Source organism: Pseudooceanicola aestuariicola (assembly GCF_045763785.1).
In the GTDB taxonomy this organism is placed as follows: Bacteria; Pseudomonadota; Alphaproteobacteria; order Rhodobacterales; family Rhodobacteraceae; genus Pseudooceanicola.
On the sequence record NZ_JBJGSF010000001.1, the window covers coordinates 1,206,306 to 1,232,930 of the forward strand.

The window sequence follows — 26,625 nt, forward strand, 5'->3', positions numbered from 1 at the left end:
TCTTTCTAAGAAGACGGCAGGGGGGTGTCCCTTGCAATCAAGCCTTTGGGCACTTTCCACCAGGTGAAACGCCCGCAGGTTCTAATCGGTGAAAATGCGGGGCGCTTGGGTCAGCGGCGGGTCAGCGGCGGGTCAGCTTGCCGCCCTGCAGGTGATAGCCCTGAGGCGCGATGCGATCCCGGAATAAGGGATCGTGGCTGACCAGCAGGATCGACTGCGGCAGCGTGTCGAGGATTGCAACCAGCCGAGCCTCGTTTTCTGGGTCCAGAGCGTTCGTCGGCTCATCCAGCATCAGCACCTCAGGCTCCATCGCCAGCACGCAGGCAAGGGTGACCAGACGCTTTTCCCCGCCCGAGAGGCGATGGGTGATGCGGTCGCGCAGGTGGGTCAGGTTCAGACGTGACAGGATGTCGTCGACGATTGCGATGGCTTCGTCCCGGGATTTGCCAAGGTTCAGCGGACCAAAGGCGATATCTTCGGCCACCGTGGGGCTGAACAACTGATCGTCGGGGTCTTGGAACACATAGCCGATGCGGCGGCGGACTTCGGTGAAGTCATCCTCGGTCTGACGCGGGTCGCCGAAGGCCACGACCTCTCCGCCTGAGGGACGCAATAGACCGACGGCGATCTTGAACAACGTGGATTTCCCGACGCCGTTTGGGCCGGTCACGGACAGGCGTTCACCCGGCTCCAACACCAGCGATGCGCCGTCCAGCACCAGCCCATGCCCGGGATAGGCAAAGCTGATGTCGCGCAACTCAAGCAATGGCATGGCGGAACTGAACCATGATCAAAATGACCAGCGCGGCAATGATGAAGGCGGCGAACATCCAGTCCCGTTCACCCATACGGAACCGTTCTAGCAGCACGAACCGGCCTGTAAAGCCACGACACTTCATCGCGCCAAGGATACGTTCTGACCGTTCCAGAGACCGCACCAGCAGGATGCCCACCAGATAGCCAAAGCTGCGATAGGTGTGCCAATTGGTCCCCGGCCGGAACCCACGCACCCGCATCGCGGCGCGCAGACGCAGGTATTCTTCGCGCAGCACCTCGATATAGCGGATGGTAAACATCAACAGCTGCACCAGACGATCCGGCACCTTCAGCGCGTGCAAGGCATGGCCCATCGTCACCGGCTCCATCGACCCGACAAGGCACATTAGCGCAAGGATCACGGCGTTGGCGGTCAGGGTGATTTCCACGGCCTGCCACAGACCTTCCCATGACGCGGCAAAGCCAAAGACGGTGAACATCGGCGTGCCGGGCACGGAAAACGGCATCAGAAGCAGCATGAAGATGATGAACCCATCCATGCCAGCCATCCGCTTTAGCGTCTGTTTCGCGGGCAGGCCCGACAGCGGCAGCAGCGCCACCGCGACCAGCACCGCCAGCGTCAGCGCCATCAGGTCCGATAGCGCGACGACCACCAATGCAAAGGTCGCCGCCAGAACGATGCGCATCCGGGGGTCCAGATCAATGATCCGCCAGCGGGTAAACCGCACATCGGCCGTGTCGTCGGATGTCATACGGTAGGTCATGGATCAGCCTGCCAATCTGCGCCGTGCGGCGATGTAAAAGCCCAGTCCGAACAGCCCGGCGATATAGCCCAGCCCGCCAAGGATCGTCTGCAGATCGTTCTTTTCCTTGTAGGCGGCGATTTCGCGCCGCAGGGGGCGCATCTCGTCCCGGACGATAGTCGCGATCTCGGCCCGGTCAGCGTCGGAAAGCGACGCGACGATGACCGAAGGCGCTGTTGCTGCGGCGGTCGCGGCAGGGGCGGGCGGGTCGATCTTGGCCACGCCAAGGATGGCGGCAACCTCGTCTGCGGGCATCACCGCCTCGGCCACATGGCCCGCGCCCAGATCGGCGCGGAACTGATGCGCCACGGGGGATTGCGGCGTGTATAGAAAGAAACCGTCACCGTCGGTCGTTGCGTCCCCCAGTTTGGTGCCGGAAGTGTCATAGACCTCGATCACGGCTCCAACAGCCATGTCGCCGTTGGAAAACCCCAGCTCTCCTTCAATCGCGTCGCCCGAGGGGAAGACGCCAAAGATGACCTTATGCGCCAGCGCGGGCAGCGGGGCCATGGACAGCATCAGGGCCAAGACACCGGGCCGCATCATAGCGTTACCCCCTTGGCCGCAGTAAAGAGGTCCGGGCGCACCTTGCGGATCAACAGCACAGCCGCGCCGGTCAAAAGCGCCTCGATCACCATGATGGGGATATGGGCAAAAAACACCAGCCGGGCCGCGGGCAGGAATTCTTCCCCCGTCAGGACCAGTGAAAACGCCACGCCAAGGGTCGTCGCGGCGATGGCAAAGGCCCCGCCGATGCCCGCCCAGACAGCGCCCGACATGGGCGATCCACGTTCGACCATGCGACCAAAGATCAGCCAGGCCAGAACCGCTGGCCCCGCGATGTTCAGCGTGTTGATCCCCAGCACGGTCAGACCGCCGAAGCCGAAGAACACCGCCTGCAACAGCAGCCCGACGAACAGCGCGGGAAAGGCCGCCCATCCCAGCACCAGCCCGGCCAGACCGTTCAGCACCAGATGAACCGAAGACGGCCCGATTGGCACATGGATCAGCGATGCGACGAAAAAGCTGGCCGACAGGATGCCCGTCGCCGGGATCCGTTCCAGCGTCATCTGGCGTAGGCCCATCGCAATGCCGCCCACGGCCAAAACCGCGCCGCCAAGGACGACCGGGTTCGACAGCGCTCCGTCCACGATATGCATGGGCTATTCCATCCCGTAGGCGCGGATCCAGAACACGGCGTCCTGGCTAAGCTCTTTGCCGTCATGTTCCGTCACGGGACCCGAGCCCAAAGCGGCAAAGCCCCACCAGCCCGCGCGCGGAACGCCAAAGCTGAAATAGCCATTGGCATCCGTGACGACGACGACTGCGCCCCCCGGCATCGGGCCGACGGTAGGGGGTTTGGCCGCAAAGCTGTCCAGATCGGGGACGGCGGCGACATATTCGACTTCGATCTCGATCCCGGCAGCGGGCGCGCCATTGCGCAGTACCTGACCCGAAAAGGTCGACCCGGCGAGGACGTTGTAGGGTTTCACCAGCGGCAGGATTTCCGTCGGCAGGCCAACGGGGTCGGCCCAGTCAGTGGGCAACCCGTTGCGGTTGAACACGACCTTGGTGAACTGCTGGATGTATTTATCTTCGCTGGGTTCCAGATAGGGCACGGGTTCCGTCACCAGCACATAATCGCCCGATCGTTTGACAGGCAGCGTAGCACGAAACCCGGCGCCAGTGTTCTGGGCGCCTTGGAACGGCGTGGCCTCTAGCCGGTCGGCCAGATCGATCCGGTCGCCATTGTGGATCATGTAGAAGCCGTGCGGCACCTCCATATCCATCACATGGCCGTTTTCAAACGGGTGCCAGAAGACCAGCGCAAGGGGCAGATCCCCCGGGCGGTCGATCTGAACGTTGTCTGCATAGGGCAGCACGAAATGCGCCTGCGCAGAAAGGGGGACAAGTGCGGCAAAGGCTGCCAGCAGTGGTCCGTTTAGTGTCATGTCATGCCTCTCAAGCAAGTGGGCGGGCCCACGGATGAAAGGACAGACGGGATGCTGGACTCAGGGGGTCATTTTGGACCTGCCGAGCCAGACGCTCACCCCGGCGTCCGGTTGGGTAAGATCGGTTTCCCGATCCTGTGACGGCAGGTCTCCTGGCTCGCGGGTCTTCGCGCTGACCGGCCTTCCCGATAGCCCCGAAGGGGTCTCAGTGGCATCGTCGGTCGCACTCTCCGCTTACAGTTGCGGGGGCAGCTACGGTTTTGGTCCCTGATGGGTACGCCTCACCGTATTCCCTTTTGCTCCTGCCGCGTGATGTTGCACGCGACAGAACCGTTCACATCCCCGTAATGGGCAATCGGGCAGGCCGTGTCAATCGGCGCGATTGGGACAGGTGGATTTGATACGGCAGCTTAGCAGATACGCGGCAGCTGTTCGCCCACCAGCATATCGACGATGCGTTGACCGCCAAAGGCCGACCGCAGCACAACCGGAACGCGGCCCTTGTCCACCGCTTTGCCGATGATCCTTGCCTCGCGCCCCGAGGGCAGGGCGCGCATGGCGGCCAGTGCGGCCTCGGCTTCGCTTTCGGCCACGAACAGGACCAGAGTGCCCTCGTTCGCCAAATACAGGGGATCGAGGCCAAGGATTTCGCACATCCCCTTCACCTCATCCCGCAGCGGCAACAGGGTTTCGTCCAGCTCTACCGTCACGCCCGCAGCTTCGGCCATTTCGTTCAGCGAAGACGCGAGGCCCCCGCGTGTGGCGTCCCGTGCGGCACGTGTCGACGGCGCGGCTTTGATCACCGCGTCCATCAGGTGGTTCAGCGGCTGGCAATCGGACTCCAAAGGCGCGGACAGGGCCAGATCACCCCGCGCGGCCAAGATCGTTGCGCCGTGATCGCCCAGCACGCCGTTCACGATGGCCACGTCACCGGGGCGGATGTTTTCGGCCTTTAAATCGGTGCCGGGCGCAATGACACCGACGCCCGCCGTGGTGATGAACACCTGATCGCAGGATCCTTTGCCCACGACTTTGGTGTCGCCGGTCACAATCCTCACGCCCGCCGCCTCGGCTTCGCGCTGCATCGAGGCCACGATGCGGCGCAGCAGCGCAATCTCGGTGCCTTCTTCGATGATGAAACTGGCCGAGAGCCACAGCGGCTTGGCCCCGCCGACGGCCAGATCGTTGACCGTGCCGCAGATGGCCAGCGTGCCGATGTCACCGCCCGGAAACTCGACCGGGGTCACGACGAAGCTGTCCGTCGTAAACGCCAGCTGCGCGCCGGGTTCTTGCAGCGCATCCGTCATCAGACGCGCCTGATCTTCGTGACCCGGCGGGGCGAAGACATCCGTGAACACCTCTTCGATCAGGTCACGCATCGCGCGCCCACCGCCGCCATGGGCAAGGGTCACGCGAGTGTCACGCAGGCGGGACGGTTTTGGGCTGGGGGCGTTCATGGTGTCACCGTTTCTTTTGGCGTTTAGGGACGCGCCCGACCCTGGGTGGGCGCATCGCTTCGCATGTGGTCATCGCTTTATCTCAAAAGCATTATGGGTCGGCTGAGCGGTTAACGGCATCGCCTGTGCGCCCTCCCGGGGGGAGGCCCCCTCTCGGGCGATTGCTGCGCAATCCCCTTCCGGGGCGACGGGGCGCGTCCCGGGGTTGGTCGCCCCGAGACAGGGCCAGAGACATGATATCCCCCGCAGCCAGCCAAATTACTCTGCCGCCTCGACCCGGCGCGCGCCGCCGTAGGTCCAGTAGGCCGCGCAGGCGCCTTCGGAACTGACCATCAGCGCGCCCAAGGGCGTGTCTGGCGTACAGCCCAGCCCGAACTGGGGGCATTGCGTCGGCTTCATCCGGCCTGTCATGACTGACCCGCAGGCGCAGCCCTCAGGCTCTGGCACAGGCGCACGGCCCCCGTCGGCGGCATAACCGATGCCGAACTTTGTCTCGGCATCCCACGCCAGATAGGCGTCGCGGATGCGCAACCCGCTGGCATCAATCTCACCCAGACCGCGCCATTCGAAACTGGGGCGCGGCTCATAAACATCCGCAATCGCAGCCAGAGACACCGGGTTGCCGTGCTCCGGCACCACGCGACCATACTGGTTTTCGATCACGGCCCGACCATCGCGGATCTGTTCCAGCACCATCAGCACCGATTGCAGCAGGTCCAAAGGTTCGAACCCGGCGACGACCAAGGGCTTGCCGTAATCTTCGGCAATGAAATCATAAGGATGCGTGCCGATCACCATGGACACATGGCCGGGGCCGACAAATCCGTCCAGCAGCATATGCGGATCATCCAGCAGCGCCTTCAGCGGCGGTGGCACGGTGATGTGGTTGCAAAAGACGCTGAAGTTCGTGACCCCATCGCGCGCTGCCTGTTGGATTGTCAGCGCGGTCGACGGCGTCGTGGTTTCGAACCCAAGGCCAAAGAACACGACCTCGCGCTCCGGGTTCCGGCGGGCGAGTTCCAACGCGTCCAAGGGCGAATAGACCGTGCGTACATCCGCGCCGCGCGACTTGGCCTGCAACAGCGACCCCTTGGTCCCGGGAACGCGCATCGCATCGCCAAAGGTAGTAAAGATCACGCCCTCGCGTTCGGCAATCTCAACGCATTCATCGACGCGGGCCATGGGCAGCACGCAGACCGGGCAGCCGGGGCCGTGGATAAACTCGATCCCCTCGTGCACCAGCTTGTCGAGCCCATAGCGAAAGATCGCATGGGTGTGTCCGCCACAAATCTCCATCACGCGCACGGGGCTATCGGCCGTTGCGCCAATCTCATCCGCCACGCGGGCAATCGCCGCCAGCACGCCCTTGGCGGCCTTGGGGTCGCGGAATTCCTCAACGTATCTCATTGCGCCCCCTCCAAGGCTTTCGCGCCCTCTGCCATGGCTTCCAGCGCTTCCTGGGCTTCCCCCAGATCGCGCAGCGCCTCTAGCGTGTCGGCGGCTTCCTGTTCGTCGATCACCGCCATGGCGAAACCGACATGGATCAACACCCATTCGCCCACCAACTGCGCCAAGGGGCGGTCGGCGACGGGGGCCAGCGAGACCTCGCGCTTCACGCCGGATACCTCGGCCATGCCCATCTGGCGGGCCTCATCCGTGATGGCCGTGATCTGGCCGGGAATGCCTAGGCACATGGGTTAATCCTCCTCTGCGATGGATGCGGCGGGTTCGATGCCATAGCGGTCCAGCTTGGCCCGCAGCCCTACGCGGGACAGGCCAAGTTCGGCCGCCGCGCGGGATTTGTTCCACTTCAACCGGGTGAGCGTTTCGCCCAGTATCCGCATCTCCATGATCTCGACACGCTCTTTAAGGGTGCCTTCCAACTGGCTGAAATCAGGCACATATCCGTTGCTTTCGCCCTGCGGGTCGCGGGCTTGCAGGATGTGGCGGGAAATCACGTCGGCCCCCAGTGTCACGTCCTGCGCCAAGATCAGCATACGGGTGATTTCGTTGCGCAATTCGGGCAGGTTGCCGGGCCAGTCATAGGATTCCAGAAAGGCGATGGCGTCGGGCGCGATGCCGCGGGCGACCTTGGCGTGTTCCTTGGCGGCTTCGGACAGATAGGTCTCGGCTAGCAAGGCAATGTCGGTGCCGCGATTGCGCAGGGGCGGCATGGTCAGTTCGGTCACCTGCAGCGCGTAATAGAGGTCGGTGCGGAACCGTCCGTCCGCCACGCGGCCCCGCAGATCACGATGCGCGCCCGCGATGATCCGGGTGTTGGTGGTCATGACCTCATGCGCGCCAAAGGGCTGGAACGCGCCTTCGGTCACGACCCGCAGCACGGCCATCTGCATCGTGGGCGACAGGCTGTCGATCCCGTTCAGAAAGATCGTGCCCCGGTCGGCCTTTTGCAGCAGGCCGGTGCGCGATTGCGCCAGGCCCGGTAGGGCGCCGCGCTTGGCACCGAACAGCTCGGCCGCCAGCGCCTCGTCCCCGAGGCCCGCGCAGTTGATTTCGTAAAACGCCCGATCCGCCCGAAGTGATCCATAGTGGATCGCCCGCGCCAGATCGGTTTTGCCGGTCCCCGGTTCGCCCGTGATAAGAACAGGCACGTCAAAGCTGGCGAAATGGCGGGCCTGTGCAATCGTCGCATTCAGCGACGAATTGGCCCCGCGCAGCACCTTGTCAAAGCCCAGCCCCGCCTGCAGAACGCGGCGGCGTTCTTCGGTCCGGGCCGAGGCTGCAGTGCCAAGGTAGCGCATTTCCAGCGACATGCGTTCATGGTCACGGGCCAGATCAAAAAGGCGCGCGGCATTCTTGACGGCCATCAGCAGTTGATCGGGGTGCCATGGTTTGGTGATGAACTGATAGATCCCGGCCTCGTTGATGGCCTGAATCATATCGCCGCTTTCGGTGTAGCCCGTCACGATGATCCGCACCGTATCGGGCCAGCGGTCGCGCACTTCGGTCAGCAGTTCGATGCCTGTCTTGCCCGGCATCCGCTGGTCCGAGATGACGACCTGCACCCAGTGCTCTTCCATCATCCGCCACGCCTGCGCCGCGTCATTGGCTTCGAGAACGTGGAAATCGTCCTCTAGCGCCATGCGCATCGCGGCGACGGAATGCGGCTCGTCATCGACGACGAGGATGGTGGGAAGTGACTGGGCCATTATTCCGCGGCCTTCGTCATGCGCTTGGCCTGCGCCTGCGTCTGCAGCCAGCCGATCCACTGGTCGAGACCTTCGCCCTTGCGGGCCGAAACGCGGATGACCTCGATGCCGGGGTTAACGCGTTTTAGGTTCGCCTCATACAGATCAAGGTCGACGTCGCAATAGGGGGCCAGATCGACCTTGTTCAGGATCGCAAGGCGCGAGGCGGTGAACATATCGGGGTATTTCAGAGGTTTATCTTCGCCCTCGGTCACCGACAGGATCGCGACCTTGCAGTCTTCGCCCAGATCAAAGGCGGCGGGGCAGACAAGGTTGCCGACGTTTTCGATAAACACGGTTGTTTCGTCGCCAAGGTTCAGATGGTCCAGCGCGTGACCGACCATGTGGCCATCCAGATGGCAGCCCTTGCCGGTGTTGACCTGAATGGCCGGCGCCCCGGTTTCGCGGATACGGTCCGCATCATTTGTGGTCTGCTGGTCGCCCTCGATCACGGCCACCGGGCCTTGCATCGCGCGGATGGTGGCACACAGCAGGGTCGTCTTGCCCGAGCCCGGAGAGGACACGAGGTTTACAGCGTAAGCCCCCATGCCCGCCAGCCGATCCCGGTTGATCTGAGCGTAGCGGTCGTTCTGAGACAGAATGCCGGTTTCAATCTCGATCAGGCGTTCCTGGCTCATCCCCGGCACTTCGGTGCCAGCGGGGCCTTGGCCGAAATGGATGTCCTGCCCGTGATGGGGGGCGTGGGAATGATCTGGGTGGTCGTGGCTATGGTCGTGGCCACAGGCGTGCCCGTGCCCGTGATCGTGATCGTGGTCATGATGATGGTGGTCATGGGAGTGCCCATGGTCATGGCTGTGACCCCCGCCCTCAATTACCACCTGTCCATCTCCGCATCCGCAAACGGTACACATCAGACCACCTCCATATCCTTGATCTGCATTTCGTCGCCGCCCTGAGGCAGCAGCTTGCCACCGCCGCACTTGGGGCAGGGGGACAGGCGTTCTTCGATCTCGACCTCTTCGACGCAGTCGTAGCACAGCGCGCGCCCCGGCAGGTCGATCATCTCCAGCTCGGCCCCTTCGGCCTTGGACCCGCGCATGACGATGTCCCAGGCGAAACTCAGGGCCTTTTTCTCGACGCCCGCGAATTTGCCGATCTCGACCCGGACGCGGGTCACGCGGCTGATGTCATCGGCGGCCGAGGCCTGATCCACCACGCGGCGGATGCCTTCGCACAGGGACATCTCATGCATTGTAGGCCTCCAGCCGCACGGGCGAACAGGGGTCGAGAATATCCATCATCAAAGGCGCCAGCCCGGCCTTGGTCGCAGGCAGGGACGCAATGCTGCGGTCCAGAATGCCATCGCGTGCCAAAAGGCTGTCGGTCGGGGTGACGCGGGTCAGGTGGGTCACGGTATCGCCATCGGTTTCGAGGCGCACAGCATAAACGCCGCGCGTCGCGGGCACCATCGCCTGACCGGGTGTGCCAAGATCGCATTCGGGTAGGGTGCCGTGGATGACCATGTCCACATCGTACAGCCGCGCCACCGCGCGCCACAGTGGCCCGCGCCCGTGCCGCGCTTCGATCATCCGCATGACCGGGTGGTCGATGTGACGGGATGCGGTTGAGTTCTCCGACGGGGTATCCGCCCAGATCGTCGCCATGGTGACGGCGGGCAGCGCATTCGCGCAAGCCTCATGCGGGGCGAAACACTGGGCGATGCGCGACAGAACCGGCGCGGCCCCGATGTCTGAATTCATGAATGCGGTGAAATCTGCGGGCGTGGCGGGGGCGGTTCGTCTAGGGCCGAACAATGCCTCTGCCACGCCCTGACCCGACGCCCGTCCGACAGGGAGTTGAGGTTGGGCGGCGGTGTTCCAGTCCTGTGCCGCAATCGGCAAAGGACGTGCGCCAAGGCCCAGCAGGTTGGGCCATGTGACGCAAAGCTTCAAAAGGTGGTCGCGCAGGATTTCCTGCCCGATCCCATCGCTATCAACCGTGCGACCCAAGGCGCCATCCACGGCCGCCTTCTGCGCCGCGCGGCACAGCGAAAACAGCCGGGGCAACAGCGCCGCCACCTCGTCCACGGGCTTGCCCACGACCAGACGGGCCACCGGCAGGGCCGGGGCTTTGGTCGCGCGCAGGGCGGCGGATGGGGTGGCGGTCAGTGTCATTCGGCGGCGTCCAACGGGGTTTCGGTCACAGGGGCATCGGCCATGCCCGCGGTCAGGAAGGCGCGGCGCGTGGGTTTGGCGTCCAGCACCGGCACGTCGTCTTCGTCTGCCTTGGCGGCGTCGGCCTCTGCGGCCTCTTGCGCGGCCAGCTCTGCCTCACGGGCCTGACGGATGTCGGCGGCGCGGTCGGTTTCGGCCTTGTTCGCTTCGTCAAACAGCGCGCCCATCACGGCACGCGCCACATCGGTCGCGTCCTTCTGACGGGTAAAGTCATGCATCGGCGAGAAAAGCGAACAGGCCTTGTAGCCGCCGATCGTGTCGCGCGTGTTGTGGATGAACTCATACTCGCCCGACGGGAACGCGATGTGTTCCTTGGCACCGGTGACCAGATCCCATTCTTCGCCATCGGGCAACAGGATCAGGTTCATGAACCAAGGCGAGACAAGCACGCCGAGGATCTGGCCATTCCACGCCTGAAACCCGATCGCTTCGATGCGCAGCGCCTTGTTCACCAAGGGCACGTCACGCATTTTCGAATGCCAGATCTCGTTGAACTCGTCCACCAGCTTGGCAGTGACGGCCTCGACCCGCTTGGCTTCCTGCATGGCCTCGGCACCGGGGTCTTCCAGCACCATGAACTGTTCCGCCGGGGCCGAACAGGTCGGGCAGGTCCAGTCGTCGGGCAGGGCAGTAAAGGGCGTACCGGGGTCGATCTGGCGAATGTCGTCGCCTTCGGCCGGGTCGTAGGGTGTCCAGCAGACCTTGCACTCCATGATCGCCAGCGGGCTGATCTTGTCCTGCGCACCAAGGTAGGACCCTTCGAAGGTTGCGACGCTCATCGGATGGCCTCGATCACTTCGCGGATGCGGTCGCCGCTGTCGGTCAGGTCTTCGTGCGCCGCGATGGCGACCTCGGGCATCTTGGTGACCTCGTAGGTGTCGAGGATGAGCTGATCGGTCGAGTTGAAGAACTGCACGTGCCACGTGCGCGGCAGGCAGGTCGCGGTGACGCGGCAGTTGCCATAGCCACGCGACAGAATATCGACAGAGCCTTCGCCCAGACGGTTCGCCAGCCACGCCAGATCCTCTTCGGTATGCGGCAGCAGCGTCAGGTTGATGACGTGCAGATCGGCGCCCTCTTGCGCGGATTTGTCGGCCAGCTCGTTCAGCAGGGCCGGCGCGTTCACCACGCCCGGTCCGGGCTTGTCGCTGGTGGCGGGTTTGTATGGCTCGAACGCGCGGGCGATGGCATCGGCGGGCACCTGACCCACTTCGACGGCCTCGACCCCGGCACCGGACAGCGTCCAGACACCTGCGAAGACGGATTCCTGCACGCGCACGGCGGGAATGCCGCGGATCTTCATAGCCACTTCGCCTTCGCCAAGGCTTTCGGCGACAACGGCGCGCGCCTCATCCGGCAGGGGTTTCAGATCAAACCGTTCAACAGGGCCACCGGCGGCGACGCGGTCACAGGCATCAGCAAGCTGGGTCAGAAAGTCCAGTGCCTCGGCCGGTACATTTTCCGCCATGGGGATATGCGTCGTGTAGGTGCGCATATCCTCGGGCATCTGCATGTATTCCAGCTCTTGCCCATCTTCGCTGGTCTGGGATCCGGGGCCGTAACCGGTGGGGGGCATGTGAAAGTTCTGCATCGTATCCTCCGTTATTCAGCAGCCGCGGGTTGCGCCAGAAAGCGCGGAATGCGGGCCATGTAATCATCCCAGTCACGCACCTTGGCGATCCCGCCAAGGCATTCGCCATCGCGGAAAAAGACCAGCGATGGGGTCTTCAGAACGCTCGACGCTTCGCGCACGGCCGATTCAATGGCATCGCCCACGACGCAGCAGTCAAACGCGCGCTGAAATGCCATTTGCAATTCCGGCAGCACAACGGCCACGTCGGGCGTCTCAAGGTTGCGCTTGGCGTCTCCGGGCACAAAGGCCACATGCACGCCGGGGCGGTTGATCCAGTCGTCAAAGCTGACGGCATCGTCGATGCGGGGCCAGCCGAATTCCGTGGTAAGACGATCGACAAGAGGGTGGGTCATGTCGGCTCCTTAAGCGGTGGTTTTGCCAGCGGCTTGGGCCGCGGCGAGGTGAGGGGGAAGCTGAGGCCCGCGGGCCTCGATGTCAGCGAAAGCATCGCCGCCGTCGCCGCCAGCCATGATGTCGCGCAGGCTGTTCAGCGCTTCGGTGATCAGGTGGGCGTCGGTTTCCGTGATGACTTCGCGGGCGGCGCCCAGAAAGGTCAGGATCCACGTGCCCGGCGCAACGTCACCGACCAGCGACAGGTCGATCAGCTCTTCACGGGTGCCGTCTGTGGCCAGTGCCGCGATGCCATCGGTCGACAGAACCTTCATGGGCACACCGACGCACATCAGGCGACCTCGGTCGGGAAGAAGCGGTCGTCGCCGGTGCGACAGGCGTCTTCTTCGCTGGGGCGGTTGCCTTCGTAATTTTCGCGCATCAGGGACACGTCGGCCAAATCGTTGGTCGGGGTCTGGCCTTCGGTTGCGTGAATGCCACGGGCGGCCAGCCAGTCGCGGGCGACCTGAATGACGGGCGCGATCTGCGCCGCCGTCTTGTCGCGCAGGCCCCCGCCGTAATCTTCCAACTCGACCGGCTGCACGCCGACCAGCATAATCTCTTCGGGGCAGTGGCCCATCAACTGGGCGGTCGCGATGACGTCCTGAAACCCGGTCTGGTGCAGCGACATTTTCTTCGCGCCCATGAAGGCGGGCACATCATCGCCTTCGACGATTTTCATCGTGCCGGGCTCCAGCCCGTAATCGACGGCGTCGAAGACGACCATCATGTTGGCCTCTTCCAAGAAGGGCAGCAGATATAGCCCCTGCGTCCCGCCATCTAGGATTTGCACCTCTGGCCCATAGGCCAGCGTCCGCGCCATTTCTTCGACACAGCGCACGCCAAAGCCTTCGTCGGCCCAGAGCACGTTACCAATACCAAGGATAAGAGCTTTCCCGCCCATCTGGTCCTCCTGTTGCCTGGCCGGGCTCCTCTTCCCGGCGGGGTGGTTGCCAGATTAGCGGGTTCCGGGGTGGGGTGGATGGCGGGATACCATCGTATGCGAATTTTCGATAAGGCAATGATATTGCTATATAAATCGATTAATTGTGAGTTTGGTTTGTGACTTTAGGTGGTCGCCTTGATGCCACCCTTAATTAAATATGGAAAGTAAGTTTTCACATGCCACACACCGGATCAACCACCCAAGGTGCAAACGAGTCACTCCTCTAACCACTTGGCCCTTTGCTAACGCCAAGAAAAAGGGCGACCCGAAGGCCGCCCTTAGCAAAGTGATAGGTGCTTAAATCACTCCAGATCGTCGTCCTTGAAGGTCCGGTGGCCCGAGATCATGGTCGAGACCATCGACTGGCGCGACATGATGTCTTCGCGGATCGCGGCATAGATGTGGATCATCATGAAGATCAGGATGAAATACATGCCCATGTGGTGCAGCGTGTGGATGATCTGGCTGTTGCCAATCCAGTCACGCAGCGGCCCAAAGATCACGTCAAAGAACGACCCGGCCCCGGTACCTTCGGCATATAGCGTCAGGCCTGTAACGATCATAAAGACCATGCCGATCGTCATGAAAAAGAACATGGCGACCTGAGCCAGCGGGTTGTGACCCACGTACTTCTTGGGCGTCTTCTCAAGGAAGGCGTACCACTTGATTTCGTGGATGACTTCTTTCCACCACGACTTCTTGTGAACCGGCACGTAGAACATCTGCCGGGCGTGGGAATTGCCCACGAAAGCCCAGTAGATGCGGCCGAAGAAGCCCACGGTCATGATCATGCCCGCCGCGAAGTGTGCAAAGCGGATGTAACCAAAGACGAACTGAAACGTGGCCTCGTCGATCTGCATCGACGGGGGAGGCGATCCGATGAACCAGCCCGTGACGATCAGGGTGATGATCGCCAAGGCGTTGATCCAGTGCCACAGGCGCACGGGCGCCTCGTAGACATAGACGCTGGTGCGCCGGGTGACGGTGCGACGGTCGGCATCCGTCGCGTCGCCCGTCAGGTGGGTGAAGGACTGATCGCTCATCCCCGCACGCCCCGCCATGCGACGGCTGCGGCGATCAGGATGACCGCCAGCCCGACGATCGGACCCAGATGCGCAACCGTGTGGTCAGGCACCGGGGCGTGGATCCCGTGCGCCAATGCGGCGCCCGGGGTGATCGACAGGGATGCGATTGCAATGCGTTTCATGGGTCTCTCCTCCCTCAGCGGACCTTGACTTCGGTCAGTTCCTCGCCGTCCGGCGACATGACGTGGGTCGAACAGGCCAGACACGGATCGAAGCTGTGCAGCGTGCGCAGGATTTCGACCGGCTCGTCCGGACGTTCCATCGGCGTGTTCATCAGCGACGCCTCAAAGGCCCCGATGTTGCCCGCCGTGTCACGGGGCGACCCGTTCCATGTGGTGGGAACCACGCACTGGTAGTTCTCGATCCGGCCGTCTTTGATCTTGATCCAGTGACCCAAGGCACCGCGCGGCGCTTCGGTCATGCCAACGCCCTTGGCTTCTTTCGGCCAGGTCGAGGGATCCCACTTTTCGACGTTCGCCGTGGTTTCGTCACCGTTCTTGATGTTGGTGACCAGCTTGTCGAAGAAGTGCTTCTGCAGACGTCCGCAGTATTCGGATTCAAGCGCCCGGGCAGCCGTCCGGCCAAGGGTCGAGAACAGCGCCGTCACCGGCAGGTTCATGTCCCGCAGCAGGCCATCGACCTGGTTCTTGATGTCTTCGTGACCCTGCGCGTAGCCCACGATGTAGCGCGCCAGAGGACCAACCTCCATCGCGTTACCCCGCCAGCGCGGCGCTTTGATCCAGGAATACTTGGCTGCTTCGTCCAGTTCCTTGATGTTCGTCTTGGTGCCCTTGGCGTTCGGGCCCAGTTCGAACTTGGGATCGGTGACGCCGTCCCAGGGGTGCAGACCTTTGCCCGGCTCGCCGTAGTCGTACCACGAATGATCGACGAACTCCTGAACCTGTTCCGGATCGCGCACATCGACTTCGTGCACCTCGTTGAGGTTGCCGTCGATGATTGCGCCGCGGGGCAGGTGTAGCTGTTCAGGCGAGAAGTCGTTGGGGTTTTCCGGAATATCGCCATAGGCCAAGCAGGCCTTGGACGACAGACCGCCACCATAAAGCCAGTTCTTGTAGAACCCGCCGATCGCCTTCACGTCCGGGATATAGACGTTCTTGTTGAACTCGTCACACTTGTCGATGATCGAGGACACAAGGTTCAGACGCTCCATGTTGATCGCGCCGACAGCCCCGGTCGAATGGACGTTGATCGGGCAGGGGACCCCACCGACCAGCCAGTTCGGGTGCGGGTTCTTACCACCAAAGATGGTGTGAACCTTGACGATCTCTTTCTGCAGGTCGAGCGCTTCCAGATAGTGGGTCGTCGCCATCAGGTCCGCTTCGGGCGGCAGAAGATAGGCGGGGTTGTCCCAATAGCCGTTCTTGAACAGACCCAGCTGACCGGATTCCACGAACTTTTTCAGACGGTTCTGAACGTCACGGAAATAGCCGGGCGACGACAGCGGGTGCGACGGGCTGACCGACTGCTGCAACTCGGACGTTGCCTTGGGGTCGGCCTTCAGCGCGTTGATCGGGTTGACCCAGTCCAGCGCGTGCAGGTGATAGAAATGCACGACGTGGTCGTGGATTTCGAGGTTCAGCTGCATGATGTTCCGGATGGAGTTCGCGTTGTCCGGGATGGTGATCCCCAACGCATCTTCCACTGCCCGGACCGAGGTCAGGGCGTGCGTGCCGGTGCAGACGCCACAGATCCGTTCGGTGAACGCCCATGCATCACGCGGGTCACGGCCCTTCAGGATGACTTCAAGACCGCGCCACATCGTGCCGGTGGACACGGCGTTACGGATGACACCTTCGTCGTCCACGTTCACTTCGCAGCGCATGTGGCCTTCGATACGGGTGACGGGGTCGACGACGATCCGGCGGCCGGAATTGTCCAGATCGAACCCGTTAGGAGTTTGTACGACCATGAATTAGGCCTCCTCTTTGGACGGCGTGTCCTGCGTTTTGCGTTGTGCGGATTTCAGCGCGCTGACAGCGGCATGGGCGGCGATCCCCGTGCCCACGACACCGGCTGCGGCCAGACCGACGGTGTCGGCATTCGCCTCGACCCCGAACTGGGTCAGGTTGGTGACGCGGTTGTAGAACGACCCCTGATCCCAGAAGCCATCCTCGGAACAGCCGATACAGCCGTGGCCCGATTGGATGGGGAAGGACACACCGTCGTTCCAGCGTACGGTGGAACAGGCGTTGTAGGTCGTCGGGCCCTTACAGCCCATCTTGTACAGGCAGTAGCCCTTGCGCGCGTTTTCGTCGTCCCATTCTTCGACGAACTGACCGGCGTCGAAATGGGGACGGCGGTAGCATTTGTCGTGGATACGCTGGCCATAGAACATCGCCGGGCGACCCTGACGGTCAAGCTCGGGCATACGGTCGAAGGTCAGCATATAGGTGATGACCCCAGTCATGACCTCGGCGATGGGTGGGCAGCCCGGCACCTTGATGATCGGCTTGTCGGTTATGACCTTGTGCACGGGCGTCGCCTGCGTCGGGTTCGGCTTGGCCGCTTGCACACAGCCGTAGGACGCGCAGGCCCCCCAGCTGATGATCGCCTTCGCGTCCTTGGCGGCATGTTTCAGCTTTTCGACAAAGGGTTTGCCGCCGGTGATGCAGAACATCCCGTCCTCATTCAGCGGCGGGTTGCCTTCCACCGCAAGGATGTAGTTGCCCTTGTATTTCTGGATGGTGTCTTCGAAAGCCTCTTCGGCGGCGTGCCCTGCGGCGGCCATCAGCGTGTCGTCGTAGTCGAGCGAAATCATCGACAGGACCACGTCTTTGGCCAGCGGGTGGGCCGAGCGGATGAACGATTCCGAACAGCAGGTACATTCAAGACCATGCACCCAGATCACGGGCGTGCGCGGCTTGGTTTCCATCGCATGGGCGATTTTCGGCACGAAGGCCGGGCCAAGGCCAAGCGCGGATGCGGTCAGCGAACAATACTTCATGAAGCTACGGCGGGTGATCCCCTGCCGACGCATCACGTCGTAGAAGGTCTCGATCTGGGACAAGATGGTCTCCTCCAATCCAGTTGGGTGCTGCCCCGGAAAAGGGGAGCTGCCAGAGATTGCAGGATCGCGCGCATACAGACGTATGCAGAGCGAATTGTCACATTTTGCCCATAGTTTAAGTTATTCTAGGCAAGTCAGTCAGTTAACCCAATTCACACCCCTGTTTTCCGCATCTGCAAACGGAAAGGGCGTAAGCGTCCAACCAGTTCGCCGGTCAGTCGCTTTCCAGTGCCGCCAGCGCGATCGCCGCTTGGCCAAGGGCCAGCCCACCATCATTCGCGGGCGTTGTGCGATGTGTCAGAACCGGCACACCGCAGCCCGCCAGCAGGCGCTGAAACTCGGCCAGCAGGTGGGCGTTTTGGAAACAGCCCCCGGTCAGGGCAATCGCCTGCGCCTTACCTGTTTTGACCAGCGACATCACGGTGCGGGTGGCAAAGGCAAAGGCCAGCCCAGTGTGGAACCGGCTGGACACATGGTCGGGCGGCGATCCCTTGGCGATCTCTCCGCGCATGTACTCAAAGATGATCTGCGGATCGATTTCCTGCTCTGCACCTTGCGAGGGATAAAACCCAAGGCGCGGGTCGTAGCGCGCCAGCGCTTCCAACCGCATCGCCGCCTCACCCTCAAAGCTTTGGCGGTCCGGGCAAATCCCCACGCAAGCCGCCACCGCATCGAACAGCCGCCCGACGGATGACGACATCGGCGCGTTCATCCCGCTATCCGCCGCCTTGCGCAGCATGTCGCGGGGTTTGTGGGGGAACAACGCGTCCGCCCAATCCGACAGGCCCGCCTGATCCAGCCGCACCAGCGCGTTCCGCCACGGTTCCCGCGCGGCCATATCACCGCCAACCAGCGGCGCAGGTTTCAGCCAGAACCGCCGCTCGAACCCGCGGTAATCCCCCAGCAGCACCTCTCCGCCCCACAGCGTGCGATCCGTGCCAAGCCCCGTGCCGTCCAACACGATCCCCGCGACCTTGCCACCGTCCAATGGCCAACCATTCTCGGCCATACACGCGGCCATATGCGCGTGGTGATGCTGCACCCCGACCAGCCGCAGCCCTTCGGCCCCGGCGCGCGCCTGACCATGCTGGGTGGCGCGGTAGCCGTCGTGCAGATCAACCGCGACCGCCTCGGGCGCGTGATCGAACAACTCCGCATAATCCCGATCGGCGGCCAGAAACGCGTCCCACGTCAGCGCCTCGTCCAACTCTCCCAGATGATGGCCCAACAGAGCCTGACCGTTCTTCACCAGACAGATCGCCGCCTTCATCTGCCCGCCATAGGCCACCACCTGCCGATCCGGAAAACCATCCGGCAAGGGCAGGGTAGAGGGCACGCGCCCCCGCGCCCGGCGCAACACCATCGGCGGATCAGCGCGTTCCACACTGTCGTCCAGCCGCCGGGCGATATCGCGGTCATGCATCAGGAAGGCGTCGACAAAAGCGCCCAGCTTTTCATGCGCCTCGTCATTCCCGATCACCTGCGGCTCGCCCGACTGATTGCCCGAGGTCATGACCAAAGGTCGCCCCACGGCGCGACAGATCAGATGGTGCAAAGGCGTGTAGGGCAGCATCCAGCCAAGCGAGGCCTGACCCGGCGCGACCACCTCTGGCAAGGCCTCGCCCCCCTTGGCGATCACCACCACAGGGGCTGCCGAATGGCGCAACAACGCTTCCTCAGACTCATTCAGATCGGCATGCCTCCGGACCACATCCAACGGGGCCATCAAGGCAAAAGGTTTCGCAGGCCTCCGCTTCCGCTCCCGCAATACCTTTACCGCCGCCGCATCCGTTGCATCGCAGGCCAGATGGAACCCGCCCAAGCCCTTGATCGCCAAAACACCTCCCGAGGTCAGCACCCCGACCGCCGCTGCAATCGGATCATCGCCCTCGACACCTTCGATCCAGACACGCGGACCACAGGTCGGGCAGGCGACCGGCTGCGCGTGAAATCGACGATCCGCAGGGTCCTGATACTCTGCCCGACAGGCCTCACACAGATCGAACGCCGCCATCGTCGTTTGCGCCCGGTCATAGGGCAGGCCGGTCACAATGGTGAAACGCGGCCCGCAGTTGGTGCAATTGGTAAAGGCATATCCCGCGCGCCGCCCATCACCCTCGACCTCGGCCACGCAGTCGGCACAGACCGCCGCATCCGGCGTCACCTGCGTCTCGGCCCCCGCATCGCCCGAGGCACGGATGATGAACCCCTCGACCGCGTCAACCTCACAGGCCTCGACCTCGACCGCGTCCACCTGCGCCAAAGGTGGCGCCTCGGTCCGCAGGGCGACAACAAAGCCCTCCAACCCTTCGCCCGCCGCTTCGATCAACACCCCTTCGGCGTCGTTCAAAACCCAGCCCGCAACGCCAAACCGTGCCGCCAACTGCCAGACAAAGGGCCTGAAGCCGACGCCCTGAACACGCCCCCGAACCCTGATCCTTTGCCCGACCTGCATGCTTCTTTGGTCCTGTAAATATTCCTCGGGGGTTTGGGGGCAGACAGCCCCCAACTTAAGAATGTGGTTTGGGGGCAGACAGCCCCCAATCGACGCACACCAAAGGCGCGGCGCTAATGCACCGTGCACACCATACAGGGATCAAACGACCGCACGATATGCTGCACGCTCAGCGGCGTATCCTCCGCCTCTCCAACCTCGGCCCCGATCAACGCGGCCTCGACCGGGCCAGCCACGCCCGATCCGTCGCGAGGCGAGAAATTCCAAGTCGTCGGCGCGATGATCTGGTAGCCCGCGATCTTGCCGCCCTCGATCCGCACCCAATGGCCCAACGTGCCACGCGCTGCTTCGACCAACCCGACGCCACGGCCCGATTTCACCGATCCCACGGCCTGCATGAACCGCTCTGACGGGTCCAGCGCCTCGGCCCATGTCTCCAGCAAGACCTGTGTTTTCGCGATCTCCAGCAGCCGCCCGACGATCCGGGCGCGCACGCTGCCTTCCGACGCCAGGGCCAAGGCAAGGGGATGCCCGTCCACCACCTGCCGGGCAAAAGCGCCGACCTCGACCACCTCGCCCCCCAGACGCGGGGCCTTGCACCAGGAATAGGCGGGGTCGGTCATATCCTCGTCCGGCACCGTCTGGCCCGCGTCAGGATGGGCGTCAGGGCCCAGCATCCATGCGTGGCTTAGATCCTCAACAACCTGCGAAGGATCGAAGGGTGTGACCGTGCCATTATGCCAAACGCCGGCCGCCATCGCCCGCGCGCCGTTCATCGGGTAGGCCCCGGCAGACAGATAGCGCAAAGGCCCACGTCCGATCCGGTCCAGCCCAAGATCGCGCGACACGCTCAGGAACAGGCCCGCGTCCCCGCGGCTCCACTCGTTCAGCGCATCAACGCTCTGCAACTCCAGAAACGCCTCTAACGGCCCGTCGAACAACGCGCCCTCCAGATACCGCCGGAACGCGCGCAATGTGGCGATGATCCGAATGCGGTCCCGCGCGTCGGGCGTCTTGGTCACGCCGCCCGGTTGAATGGCCAGCGTATGCGGCCACTTCCCCCCCAGCAGGCCCGAGATATGCATCAGCCGCGCCCGCGCCTCGGCCACCTGCCGCGCGGCACTGCCTTCCATCGCGGTGAACCGCTGCACCACGCGGTCATGCCACGCGCGGCCCGCATAGGCGGGGCGGGCAAAGTCGGGCATGAAGAACAGGTTGAAATGCGTCACATGGTCGGCAAGGTTTTCCACCCCATGCAGGATCGCCGCCGCCAAGGCCCCCTGAGGCGCCATCGAATGCCCGCCCGCATCCGCCAGCGCAAAGGCCGCCGCCGCCGATTGGCTGACCGAACAGATGCCACAGATCCGCGGCGTCAGGGTCAGCGCGTCACGTGGGTCCTTGCCCAGCAACATCATTTCGAACCCGCGGAACAGGGGCGAATTGGCATAAGCGGCCGCCACATGGCCATCACGAATGTCCAGCCGGATCTCCAGATCGCCCTCGACCCGGTTAAACGGCCCGACCAATAGCTGACGGTCGCTCATTTCGCTTTCCCTGCCTTGCCTTGGCCCGGCGGCACTTCGATCCGGTCGGAATGAGCGTTCGCCTCAATCCGCTTGGGCGTTGCTGCCTTGGACAGGGACGCCAGCGCCATGAACCACGCCTTCGGCATGTCCGAGGGCAGCCCGATGGGAATGCCCGCGATATTCGGCGTTTCAGTAAAGGGGTGGTGGGGTTCTTCGAACTCGGGCGCGGTGCAGTTGATGCAGGGATAGCCGCCGCGCGTACACGATCCGCCGCCATTCCAAGGCCGGATGTTGCAATCGCCATGCGCTTGCGTGCCGACGCATCCCAGATGCTCCATCATGCAGCCCAGTTCCGACAGTTCCCGGGCCGAAGCTTTGTATTCATAATATTCGTTCTTGGGGCAGGCGTGATGCACCAGATGGTCGGCATAGAACCGGGGCCGGCCTAGCGCATCCAGATCCTCGGCATCCAGCCGCCCGTCGGCCAGCAGCAAGAGCGTCTCTGTCACCCAGTCTGGATGGGTCGGACAGCCCGCCACGTTGATCACGGGCCGGCCCGAGCGGGCGCGGAAATCTGCGTCCAATGCCCCGCCCGGCAGCTTGCCGTCGAACGCCAGACCCACAGCCCCCGCCGGGTTGCCGCCCGCCGCCGTGACGCCGCCATAGGCCGCGCAGGTGCCCACGGCCACAACGTCGCGCGCGAGTGGCGCAAGGCTGCGCACCCAGTCCAGCATCGACCGACCCGTGCCGGCCAGCATGTGATAGCGGCCAGTGTTCTTCGGCCCCGTGACGATCGACCCTTCGACACACAGCACATCCAAACTGATCTCTCCGGCCTCGATCCGGTCCAGAAGGCGGCGCGCCTCGGCCCCAGTCTCGATCGAGATCGACGGATGCCACAGCACCTTGATGCCCGCATCCGACAACAGGTCAAAGACATTGGGATCCTCGGCGCAAAGCAGCGACATCGTGCAACCGCCGCAGCCCGCAGATTGCAGCCAAAGCATGTTCATCGCGGGATCTCCTTTTCGCCGTGGGGCAGGGGCTGTGCCGGGGCGTCCGTGTCGGCAAGCGGCAGGGTCAGGCGGAAATCGCCGCCCGGACCGGGACCAAGGGACAGGCTGCCCCCGTGCTCTTCGGCGATCTTATGGCTGATCGACAGACCAAGCCCGGTGCCTTGGCCCACGGGTTTTGTGGTGAAGAACGGATCGAAGATTGCATCGCGATGTTCCGGCGCCACGCCCGCACCATTGTCGCGCACCGACAGAACGGCCTGACCGTCCTGAACTGCGAAATCCAGCGTCACCTGGCCTTCGGGCAGGTCGCGCACGGCGTCCATGGCGTTTTGCACAAGGTTCATCACGATCTGCTGGATATGCCCGGCGGTGCCTTGAACGATCAGCCTATCCAGCCCGGTGTACTGCGCTTTCAACTGCGCCTTGGTGCCGCGTTCGACCCAATGTGCGGCGACGCGGGCGATCTCGACCAGATCCAGAGGGCCGCGGGCGCTGGTGCCATCGGCGGACAGGCGACGCAGGTCGGCCACGATGTCCCGCACTCGTTCGGCGCCATCGCTGGCCCCGCGGATCGCCTCGCGCAGGTTTTTCAGGTTCCGCTCCAGCTTTAGATCGGCGCGCAGGGCGACCAGTTCGTCGCGATCCGCCCCGGCCTGCACGCGTTCGAAATAGGTCTCGAACCGCGATACGTATTTCTCCAGCGCGTGGGTGTTGGCATAGACGAAGCTGATCGGATTATTCAGCTCGTGCGCCACGCCCGCCAACAGGCGACCCAAGGACGCGAGCTTTTCGTTGCGCACCAATTGGGTCTGCGCCGATTGCAGTTGTTGGTGGGACCGCTCCAGCTCTGAATAAGCCTGCCGCAACTCTCCCAGAGGCCGACCGACCAGCACCGCACCGATCAGGCGTCCGCTGTCGTTCACGCGGGCCGATAGGGTGATGTCGAAAGGCGCAGGGCCATCGGCGGTCTGAATGTCCGCCTCGAACCGTGTGGCATCCATCGACAGGCGCAGGTAGGCGATCGCCCCGTCCAGCGCCTGCGCGCCTTCGGGCACGAAGACGTCGTGCAGATCAGTGCCGATTAGTGCATCCGCCCCGCGTTTCGTGGCGCGGGCCAGTGATGCGCTGACCTCTTCGATCTTTCCGGCGCGGTCGACGATGGCCATGACGTCGTTGACCGATCCCAGCACCGATCCGATAAAGCGCTGCAACTCGTGCAGGCGTTCGCTTTGATCCTCAAGCTGCTGCTGATGCGTCACCAGATCGGCATAGGTCCGGTCCACGGCGGCTAGCACATCTGCCCATGCGCCATCCGTGAATTCGTTCCCGCTCTGCCCTGATTCTGATGCCACGATGCCTCCGGTCCCTTCGCCGCGATTTAAGCGGATATGCAGGGAATTACCAATAGACGGCGGATAGGTCTTTGACGCAACGAACAATTTTTCGTGCGGGCCGGGCCCTGGCTGCAGGGACGAGACGCCCTGTGCGTCCCGCCCAAAGGTCAATCAGATATCCCAGTATAACCAACGCCCCCCTGAACAGGGGATGGTTGCGCGCGTCCGATTTCCCGACTGTCCCGCCATCTTTATCCAAGGCCCGCCGTATTCTCTGGGCCTCTTTTCGGGGGAAATTCGAACATGAAGGTTGTTGCACCTTTTATCCTGACCTGCGCGGTCGGACTGTCTGGCTGTGTCTCGACGGGTGGAGGCGCGGGCCTTGGCGCCGGCACGGGCGGAAGCACGGGCGGGTCCACAGGGGGATCGACGGGCGGATCCGGCAGCGGGTCGGCCAGCGGAACCGTCAGCGGCTCTGGTTCGACCGCTGGGACCGGGTTTACGGGGCAGGCACCTATGCGCGGGGTGATGATTCAGAACGACAAGCCGATCATGACCTCGATCACGCCCTTCCCGGGCACGACGATCAATACGTACGAAGGCCCGACCTATTTCTGGCACAACACCGGGGCCAACCAGACGGAAACGCAGACCACGGCAACACTGGATCTGCAGAACGTCACTTTGGACAGGCTTCCAACGTCCGCGCGGCCGTTTCAGGCTAACGGCACCGGATCGCTGAATGTATCCGGCGGCCCCAACATAACGAACGCCGCCGGGACCAGTGGCCTAGGCGTGGCCTTCTTCCAATCGGCGGGCGCTGTGGCGACGGCGGGCGACTCGTTCTCGCTGGATGCGGACGATCTGGACAACGACGGGACCGACGACTTTTTCATGGTTCAGTTGGGGGCAGGGACGGTAAACGCCAACACGGCACGATCGTCCACAGGTGTATTCTATGGTGGCACATTCACCCCTGCCGCGGCGGTTCAGGCGACTGGCACTGCAACCTACGCCCGGACGAATGGCGCGACCGTCAACACCGTGCGCGGCACCTCGAACACACCGCCGAACGATCAGGATTTCGATGCACGTATCACCGCCGACGTCAGCCTGACCGCCAATTTCGACACGGGCAAAGTGAACGGCACCTTGACCGGCGTGGGCAACAACAGCGGTGTCGCTGGCGTGGGCACGACCACCAATATCGTGCTGGAGAACGCGACCATCAACGGCAACGCCTTTGACGGCGGCACGGCCCGGATGGTGAACGGATCGACCAACGTCTATTCTGGCGGGTCTTCGTCGTTCAACGGCAACTTCATGGGATCGAACGGCGAAGCGGCTGCTGGCACGGCGCTGATCACCGGCACCATCGGGGGCGTTCAGTCGGCCACCACCGCCGTCTTTGTCGGTGACAAGCAGCCATGATCCAATACCTCGTTCCCCGAGCCTTTCGGGGGCGTTGCGGGCGGCAGACATCCTCTGCCGTCCGCGCTTTGGCCTTTGCGGTCTTATCCATGACCGCGTGGCACGCCCCGGCCTTGGCGCTGACCGCGCGGTTGTCGACGGGCCAGACGGTGACGGTCAATTCCACCGCCCAGCTGCAAACAACCACCCGTGCGCTGATCGCCAGCGGGCTGACTGACGACGCCCGCCGCCTTGCGCGCGCCTATAGCCCGGGGGATGCCGATTATGCCTTTCGCGTGGCCTACGTAGATGCGCAGGCGGCCAGTGCCGAAGGGCGCGATGCCGATGCGGTGCGTATCTACCGTGCCATCCTTGCGCAAAGGCCCGATTTGGACCTTGTCCGCATCGCCATGACCGGGGCGCTTGCCCGGCTCAACATGCACGACACTGCCCGGGCGCAGGCCGAACGCCTGATCGCCGCCGGGGTGGACGACCAGTTGGGCGGCCAGATCTCCGGGCTATTGCGCAGCCTCGATCAGAAACGCCCGCTTAGCTTTCGCGGCTATGTCTCGTTCCTGCCCAGCAGCAACATCAACGGCGGCACCGACCGAACGACCGTGTCGATCGGTCCGGTCATCGGGGCGATCCCTGCCAACCAACAGCGCCAGTCCGGCATCGGCCTCGCCCTTGGCGGGCAGCTTGCCTACCGGGCCGAGGTCGGAACGCAAAGCGCACTGATCACGGCGCTGGATGCCAAGGTCGAACACTTCCCGTCGATCAAACGCACGAACCTTAGCGGGCAACTATCCTTCGGACTGGAACACCGCCTGAACCGCGGCACGGCGCTGACCCGCGCGCTTTTGGGCGGCGCGACGGTCGATGGCAACCGCACCTACAGCTACTCGGGCCTGTCGTTTGAGACGAACACGCGGCTAGGTGATCGCTGGAGGCTCTATCTCGGGCCGGAATACCGCTATGAACGCTATGACCTCGTGCCCGGTGACAACGGCCATTTCCTGACGCTTCCGGTGCAACTGGATCGGTTCGGTGGCCCCGATACCTTCGTGCGGTTCATCGCAGGGGCCAGTTTCGGGCGCAAAGCGCAGGCCCGGTTTTCCTTTGACGAGGCCAAGCTGGGCCTTGGCTACTACAAGGAATTTTCAGCCGGGTTCACCACTTACATTGAGGCCACGGCCGCCGTCCGGACCTACAAAGACCTCTATCCCGGCCTGACAGTGCCGCGCAAAGACCGCCGGTTCGACATTGGCCTGACGGTGACAAAGCGTGATCTGGTGGTAGCGGGATTCGCGCCGCAGGTGTCTGTGTCTTACCAGCGCAATCAGTCGAACGCGGCCTTCAACGACACGTCGCGCGGGTTGGTGGATGTCCGCCTGACCCGAGAGTTCTGA

The 26,625-nt window shown here is 63.4% G+C and carries 27 protein-coding genes and 1 riboswitch; of the genes, 2 read left to right on the forward strand and 25 right to left on the reverse strand.

Annotated features, from left to right (window positions below):
* Nucleotides 1-121 precede the first annotated feature (121 nt).
* The 25 genes from ACI3GR_RS05450 to ACI3GR_RS05570 all read right to left on the reverse strand — a co-directional run bounded on the left by ACI3GR_RS05450 (nucleotide 122) and on the right by ACI3GR_RS05570 (nucleotide 23,824).
* Complete coding sequence (locus tag ACI3GR_RS05450; RefSeq protein ID WP_407493066.1) at nucleotides 122-772, reverse strand: energy-coupling factor ABC transporter ATP-binding protein; 651 nt, start codon at nucleotides 770-772, stop codon at nucleotides 122-124.
* Nucleotides 759-1,541: a cobalt ECF transporter T component CbiQ gene (gene cbiQ / locus ACI3GR_RS05455; RefSeq protein WP_407493067.1), complete on the reverse strand. Its 783-nt coding sequence runs from the start codon at nucleotides 1,539-1,541 to the stop codon at nucleotides 759-761. Before cbiQ ends, ACI3GR_RS05450 begins: the two co-directional genes overlap by 14 nt.
* Before the next feature lie 3 nt (nucleotides 1,542-1,544).
* A complete protein-coding gene (locus ACI3GR_RS05460; RefSeq protein ID WP_407493605.1) occupies nucleotides 1,545-2,123 on the reverse strand; it encodes a NikL family nickel/cobalt ECF transporter subunit in 579 nt (192 codons plus the stop codon).
* Complete coding sequence (cbiM, locus tag ACI3GR_RS05465; RefSeq protein ID WP_407493068.1) at nucleotides 2,123-2,740, reverse strand: cobalt transporter CbiM; 618 nt, start codon at nucleotides 2,738-2,740, stop codon at nucleotides 2,123-2,125. Before cbiM ends, ACI3GR_RS05460 begins: the two co-directional genes overlap by 1 nt.
* A 3-nt stretch (nucleotides 2,741-2,743) precedes the next feature.
* Complete coding sequence (locus tag ACI3GR_RS05470) at nucleotides 2,744-3,532, reverse strand: DUF4198 domain-containing protein (RefSeq protein ID WP_407493069.1); 789 nt, start codon at nucleotides 3,530-3,532, stop codon at nucleotides 2,744-2,746.
* 124 nt (nucleotides 3,533-3,656) lie between these two features.
* Nucleotides 3,657-3,882, reverse strand: a riboswitch (cobalamin riboswitch).
* Between the two features lie 60 nt (nucleotides 3,883-3,942).
* A complete protein-coding gene (hypE, locus tag ACI3GR_RS05475) occupies nucleotides 3,943-4,989 on the reverse strand; it encodes a hydrogenase expression/formation protein HypE (protein WP_407493070.1) in 1,047 nt (348 codons plus the stop codon).
* A gap of 258 nt (nucleotides 4,990-5,247) precedes the next feature.
* The gene (gene hypD, locus ACI3GR_RS05480; protein WP_407493071.1) at nucleotides 5,248-6,396 is read right to left on the reverse strand and encodes a hydrogenase formation protein HypD; all 1,149 of its coding nucleotides are present in this window, start codon (nucleotides 6,394-6,396) and stop codon (nucleotides 5,248-5,250) included.
* The gene (gene hypC / locus ACI3GR_RS05485) at nucleotides 6,393-6,683 is read right to left on the reverse strand and encodes a HypC/HybG/HupF family hydrogenase formation chaperone (RefSeq protein WP_407493072.1); all 291 of its coding nucleotides are present in this window, start codon (nucleotides 6,681-6,683) and stop codon (nucleotides 6,393-6,395) included. The genes hypD and hypC overlap by 4 nt, the downstream gene beginning before the upstream one ends.
* A 3-nt stretch (nucleotides 6,684-6,686) precedes the next feature.
* Nucleotides 6,687-8,159 carry a sigma-54-dependent transcriptional regulator gene (locus ACI3GR_RS05490; protein WP_407493073.1) on the reverse strand — a complete coding sequence of 491 codons (1,473 nt, stop codon included), beginning with the start codon at nucleotides 8,157-8,159 and terminating at the stop codon, nucleotides 6,687-6,689.
* On the reverse strand, nucleotides 8,159-9,070 hold the full coding sequence (hypB, locus tag ACI3GR_RS05495; RefSeq protein WP_407493074.1) for a hydrogenase nickel incorporation protein HypB: 912 nt from the start codon (nucleotides 9,068-9,070) through the stop codon (nucleotides 8,159-8,161). The genes ACI3GR_RS05490 and hypB overlap by 1 nt, the downstream gene beginning before the upstream one ends.
* On the reverse strand, nucleotides 9,070-9,411 hold the full coding sequence (gene hypA / locus ACI3GR_RS05500) for a hydrogenase maturation nickel metallochaperone HypA (RefSeq protein ID WP_407493075.1): 342 nt from the start codon (nucleotides 9,409-9,411) through the stop codon (nucleotides 9,070-9,072). The genes hypB and hypA overlap by 1 nt, the downstream gene beginning before the upstream one ends.
* Nucleotides 9,404-10,333, reverse strand: coding sequence for a hydrogenase expression/formation protein HupK (locus ACI3GR_RS05505; protein ID WP_407493076.1), 930 nt, complete (start codon nucleotides 10,331-10,333; stop codon nucleotides 9,404-9,406). The genes hypA and ACI3GR_RS05505 overlap by 8 nt, the downstream gene beginning before the upstream one ends.
* Nucleotides 10,330-11,172 carry a [NiFe]-hydrogenase assembly chaperone HybE gene (hybE, locus tag ACI3GR_RS05510; protein ID WP_407493077.1) on the reverse strand — a complete coding sequence of 281 codons (843 nt, stop codon included), beginning with the start codon at nucleotides 11,170-11,172 and terminating at the stop codon, nucleotides 10,330-10,332. The genes ACI3GR_RS05505 and hybE overlap by 4 nt, the downstream gene beginning before the upstream one ends.
* A complete protein-coding gene (locus tag ACI3GR_RS05515; protein WP_407493078.1) occupies nucleotides 11,169-11,984 on the reverse strand; it encodes a hydrogenase expression/formation protein in 816 nt (271 codons plus the stop codon). The genes hybE and ACI3GR_RS05515 overlap by 4 nt, the downstream gene beginning before the upstream one ends.
* 11 nt (nucleotides 11,985-11,995) lie before the next feature.
* On the reverse strand, nucleotides 11,996-12,379 hold the full coding sequence (locus ACI3GR_RS05520) for a thioredoxin domain-containing protein (protein ID WP_407493079.1): 384 nt from the start codon (nucleotides 12,377-12,379) through the stop codon (nucleotides 11,996-11,998).
* A gap of 9 nt (nucleotides 12,380-12,388) precedes the next feature.
* Complete coding sequence (locus ACI3GR_RS05525; RefSeq protein ID WP_407493080.1) at nucleotides 12,389-12,709, reverse strand: HypC/HybG/HupF family hydrogenase formation chaperone; 321 nt, start codon at nucleotides 12,707-12,709, stop codon at nucleotides 12,389-12,391.
* Nucleotides 12,709-13,320: a HyaD/HybD family hydrogenase maturation endopeptidase gene (locus ACI3GR_RS05530; protein WP_407493081.1), complete on the reverse strand. Its 612-nt coding sequence runs from the start codon at nucleotides 13,318-13,320 to the stop codon at nucleotides 12,709-12,711. The genes ACI3GR_RS05525 and ACI3GR_RS05530 overlap by 1 nt, the downstream gene beginning before the upstream one ends.
* A 344-nt stretch (nucleotides 13,321-13,664) precedes the next feature.
* On the reverse strand, nucleotides 13,665-14,405 hold the full coding sequence (gene cybH, locus ACI3GR_RS05535; RefSeq protein ID WP_407493082.1) for a Ni/Fe-hydrogenase, b-type cytochrome subunit: 741 nt from the start codon (nucleotides 14,403-14,405) through the stop codon (nucleotides 13,665-13,667).
* The gene (locus ACI3GR_RS05540) at nucleotides 14,402-14,569 is read right to left on the reverse strand and encodes a hypothetical protein (protein ID WP_407493083.1); all 168 of its coding nucleotides are present in this window, start codon (nucleotides 14,567-14,569) and stop codon (nucleotides 14,402-14,404) included. Before ACI3GR_RS05540 ends, cybH begins: the two co-directional genes overlap by 4 nt.
* Before the next feature lie 14 nt (nucleotides 14,570-14,583).
* Nucleotides 14,584-16,377 (reverse strand): nickel-dependent hydrogenase large subunit, encoded by a 1,794-nt coding sequence (locus ACI3GR_RS05545; RefSeq protein WP_407493084.1) that lies wholly within the window; start codon nucleotides 16,375-16,377, stop codon nucleotides 14,584-14,586.
* A 3-nt stretch (nucleotides 16,378-16,380) separates the two neighbouring features.
* On the reverse strand, nucleotides 16,381-17,475 hold the full coding sequence (locus tag ACI3GR_RS05550; protein WP_407493085.1) for a hydrogenase small subunit: 1,095 nt from the start codon (nucleotides 17,473-17,475) through the stop codon (nucleotides 16,381-16,383).
* A gap of 214 nt (nucleotides 17,476-17,689) precedes the next feature.
* Nucleotides 17,690-19,930, reverse strand: a complete 2,241-nt coding sequence (gene hypF, locus ACI3GR_RS05555) for a carbamoyltransferase HypF (RefSeq protein ID WP_407493086.1) — start codon at nucleotides 19,928-19,930, stop codon at nucleotides 17,690-17,692.
* Between the two features lie 113 nt (nucleotides 19,931-20,043).
* A complete protein-coding gene (locus ACI3GR_RS05560) occupies nucleotides 20,044-21,474 on the reverse strand; it encodes a nickel-dependent hydrogenase large subunit (protein WP_407493087.1) in 1,431 nt (476 codons plus the stop codon).
* Nucleotides 21,471-22,469 carry an NADH-quinone oxidoreductase subunit B family protein gene (locus ACI3GR_RS05565; RefSeq protein ID WP_407493088.1) on the reverse strand — a complete coding sequence of 333 codons (999 nt, stop codon included), beginning with the start codon at nucleotides 22,467-22,469 and terminating at the stop codon, nucleotides 21,471-21,473. Before ACI3GR_RS05565 ends, ACI3GR_RS05560 begins: the two co-directional genes overlap by 4 nt.
* Nucleotides 22,466-23,824: a sensor histidine kinase gene (locus tag ACI3GR_RS05570; RefSeq protein ID WP_407493089.1), complete on the reverse strand. Its 1,359-nt coding sequence runs from the start codon at nucleotides 23,822-23,824 to the stop codon at nucleotides 22,466-22,468. Before ACI3GR_RS05570 ends, ACI3GR_RS05565 begins: the two co-directional genes overlap by 4 nt.
* A 285-nt stretch (nucleotides 23,825-24,109) precedes the next feature.
* On the opposite strand from ACI3GR_RS05570, the gene ACI3GR_RS05575 reads away from it, so the two are divergent.
* Together ACI3GR_RS05575 and ACI3GR_RS05580 are read left to right on the forward strand one after the other, a co-directional pair.
* Nucleotides 24,110-25,237, forward strand: coding sequence for a HupA family protein (locus ACI3GR_RS05575; protein WP_407493090.1), 1,128 nt, complete (start codon nucleotides 24,110-24,112; stop codon nucleotides 25,235-25,237).
* Between the two features lie 89 nt (nucleotides 25,238-25,326).
* Nucleotides 25,327-26,625 carry a surface lipoprotein assembly modifier gene (locus ACI3GR_RS05580; protein WP_407493091.1) on the forward strand — a complete coding sequence of 433 codons (1,299 nt, stop codon included), beginning with the start codon at nucleotides 25,327-25,329 and terminating at the stop codon, nucleotides 26,623-26,625.

Bases quoted from the DNA above. Each gene is read 5' to 3' on its own strand.
- ACI3GR_RS05450 (WP_407493066.1), bottom strand. From the start codon at position 772: ATGCCATTGCTTGAGTTGCGCGACATCAGCTTTGCCTATCCCGGGCAT.
- cbiQ (WP_407493067.1), bottom strand. From the start codon at position 1,541: ATGACCTACCGTATGACATCCGACGACACGGCCGATGTGCGGTTTACC.
- ACI3GR_RS05460 (WP_407493605.1), bottom strand. From the start codon at position 2,123: ATGCGGCCCGGTGTCTTGGCCCTGATGCTGTCCATGGCCCCGCTGCCC.
- cbiM (WP_407493068.1), bottom strand. From the start codon at position 2,740: ATGCATATCGTGGACGGAGCGCTGTCGAACCCGGTCGTCCTTGGCGGC.
- ACI3GR_RS05470 (WP_407493069.1), bottom strand. From the start codon at position 3,532: ATGACACTAAACGGACCACTGCTGGCAGCCTTTGCCGCACTTGTCCCC.
- hypE (WP_407493070.1), bottom strand. From the start codon at position 4,989: ATGAACGCCCCCAGCCCAAAACCGTCCCGCCTGCGTGACACTCGCGTG.
- hypD (WP_407493071.1), bottom strand. From the start codon at position 6,396: ATGAGATACGTTGAGGAATTCCGCGACCCCAAGGCCGCCAAGGGCGTG.
- hypC (WP_407493072.1), bottom strand. From the start codon at position 6,683: ATGTGCCTAGGCATTCCCGGCCAGATCACGGCCATCACGGATGAGGCC.
- ACI3GR_RS05490 (WP_407493073.1), bottom strand. From the start codon at position 8,159: ATGGCCCAGTCACTTCCCACCATCCTCGTCGTCGATGACGAGCCGCAT.
- hypB (WP_407493074.1), bottom strand. From the start codon at position 9,070: ATGTGTACCGTTTGCGGATGCGGAGATGGACAGGTGGTAATTGAGGGC.
- hypA (WP_407493075.1), bottom strand. From the start codon at position 9,411: ATGCATGAGATGTCCCTGTGCGAAGGCATCCGCCGCGTGGTGGATCAG.
- ACI3GR_RS05505 (WP_407493076.1), bottom strand. From the start codon at position 10,333: ATGACACTGACCGCCACCCCATCCGCCGCCCTGCGCGCGACCAAAGCC.
- hybE (WP_407493077.1), bottom strand. From the start codon at position 11,172: ATGAGCGTCGCAACCTTCGAAGGGTCCTACCTTGGTGCGCAGGACAAG.
- ACI3GR_RS05515 (WP_407493078.1), bottom strand. From the start codon at position 11,984: ATGCAGAACTTTCACATGCCCCCCACCGGTTACGGCCCCGGATCCCAG.
- ACI3GR_RS05520 (WP_407493079.1), bottom strand. From the start codon at position 12,379: ATGACCCACCCTCTTGTCGATCGTCTTACCACGGAATTCGGCTGGCCC.
- ACI3GR_RS05525 (WP_407493080.1), bottom strand. From the start codon at position 12,709: ATGTGCGTCGGTGTGCCCATGAAGGTTCTGTCGACCGATGGCATCGCG.
- ACI3GR_RS05530 (WP_407493081.1), bottom strand. From the start codon at position 13,320: ATGGGCGGGAAAGCTCTTATCCTTGGTATTGGTAACGTGCTCTGGGCC.
- cybH (WP_407493082.1), bottom strand. From the start codon at position 14,405: ATGAGCGATCAGTCCTTCACCCACCTGACGGGCGACGCGACGGATGCC.
- ACI3GR_RS05540 (WP_407493083.1), bottom strand. From the start codon at position 14,569: ATGAAACGCATTGCAATCGCATCCCTGTCGATCACCCCGGGCGCCGCA.
- ACI3GR_RS05545 (WP_407493084.1), bottom strand. From the start codon at position 16,377: ATGGTCGTACAAACTCCTAACGGGTTCGATCTGGACAATTCCGGCCGC.
- hypF (WP_407493086.1), bottom strand. From the start codon at position 19,930: ATGCAGGTCGGGCAAAGGATCAGGGTTCGGGGGCGTGTTCAGGGCGTC.
- ACI3GR_RS05560 (WP_407493087.1), bottom strand. From the start codon at position 21,474: ATGAGCGACCGTCAGCTATTGGTCGGGCCGTTTAACCGGGTCGAGGGC.
- ACI3GR_RS05565 (WP_407493088.1), bottom strand. From the start codon at position 22,469: ATGAACATGCTTTGGCTGCAATCTGCGGGCTGCGGCGGTTGCACGATG.
- ACI3GR_RS05575 (WP_407493090.1), top strand. From the start codon at position 24,110: ATGAAGGTTGTTGCACCTTTTATCCTGACCTGCGCGGTCGGACTGTCT.
- ACI3GR_RS05580 (WP_407493091.1), top strand. From the start codon at position 25,327: ATGACCGCGTGGCACGCCCCGGCCTTGGCGCTGACCGCGCGGTTGTCG.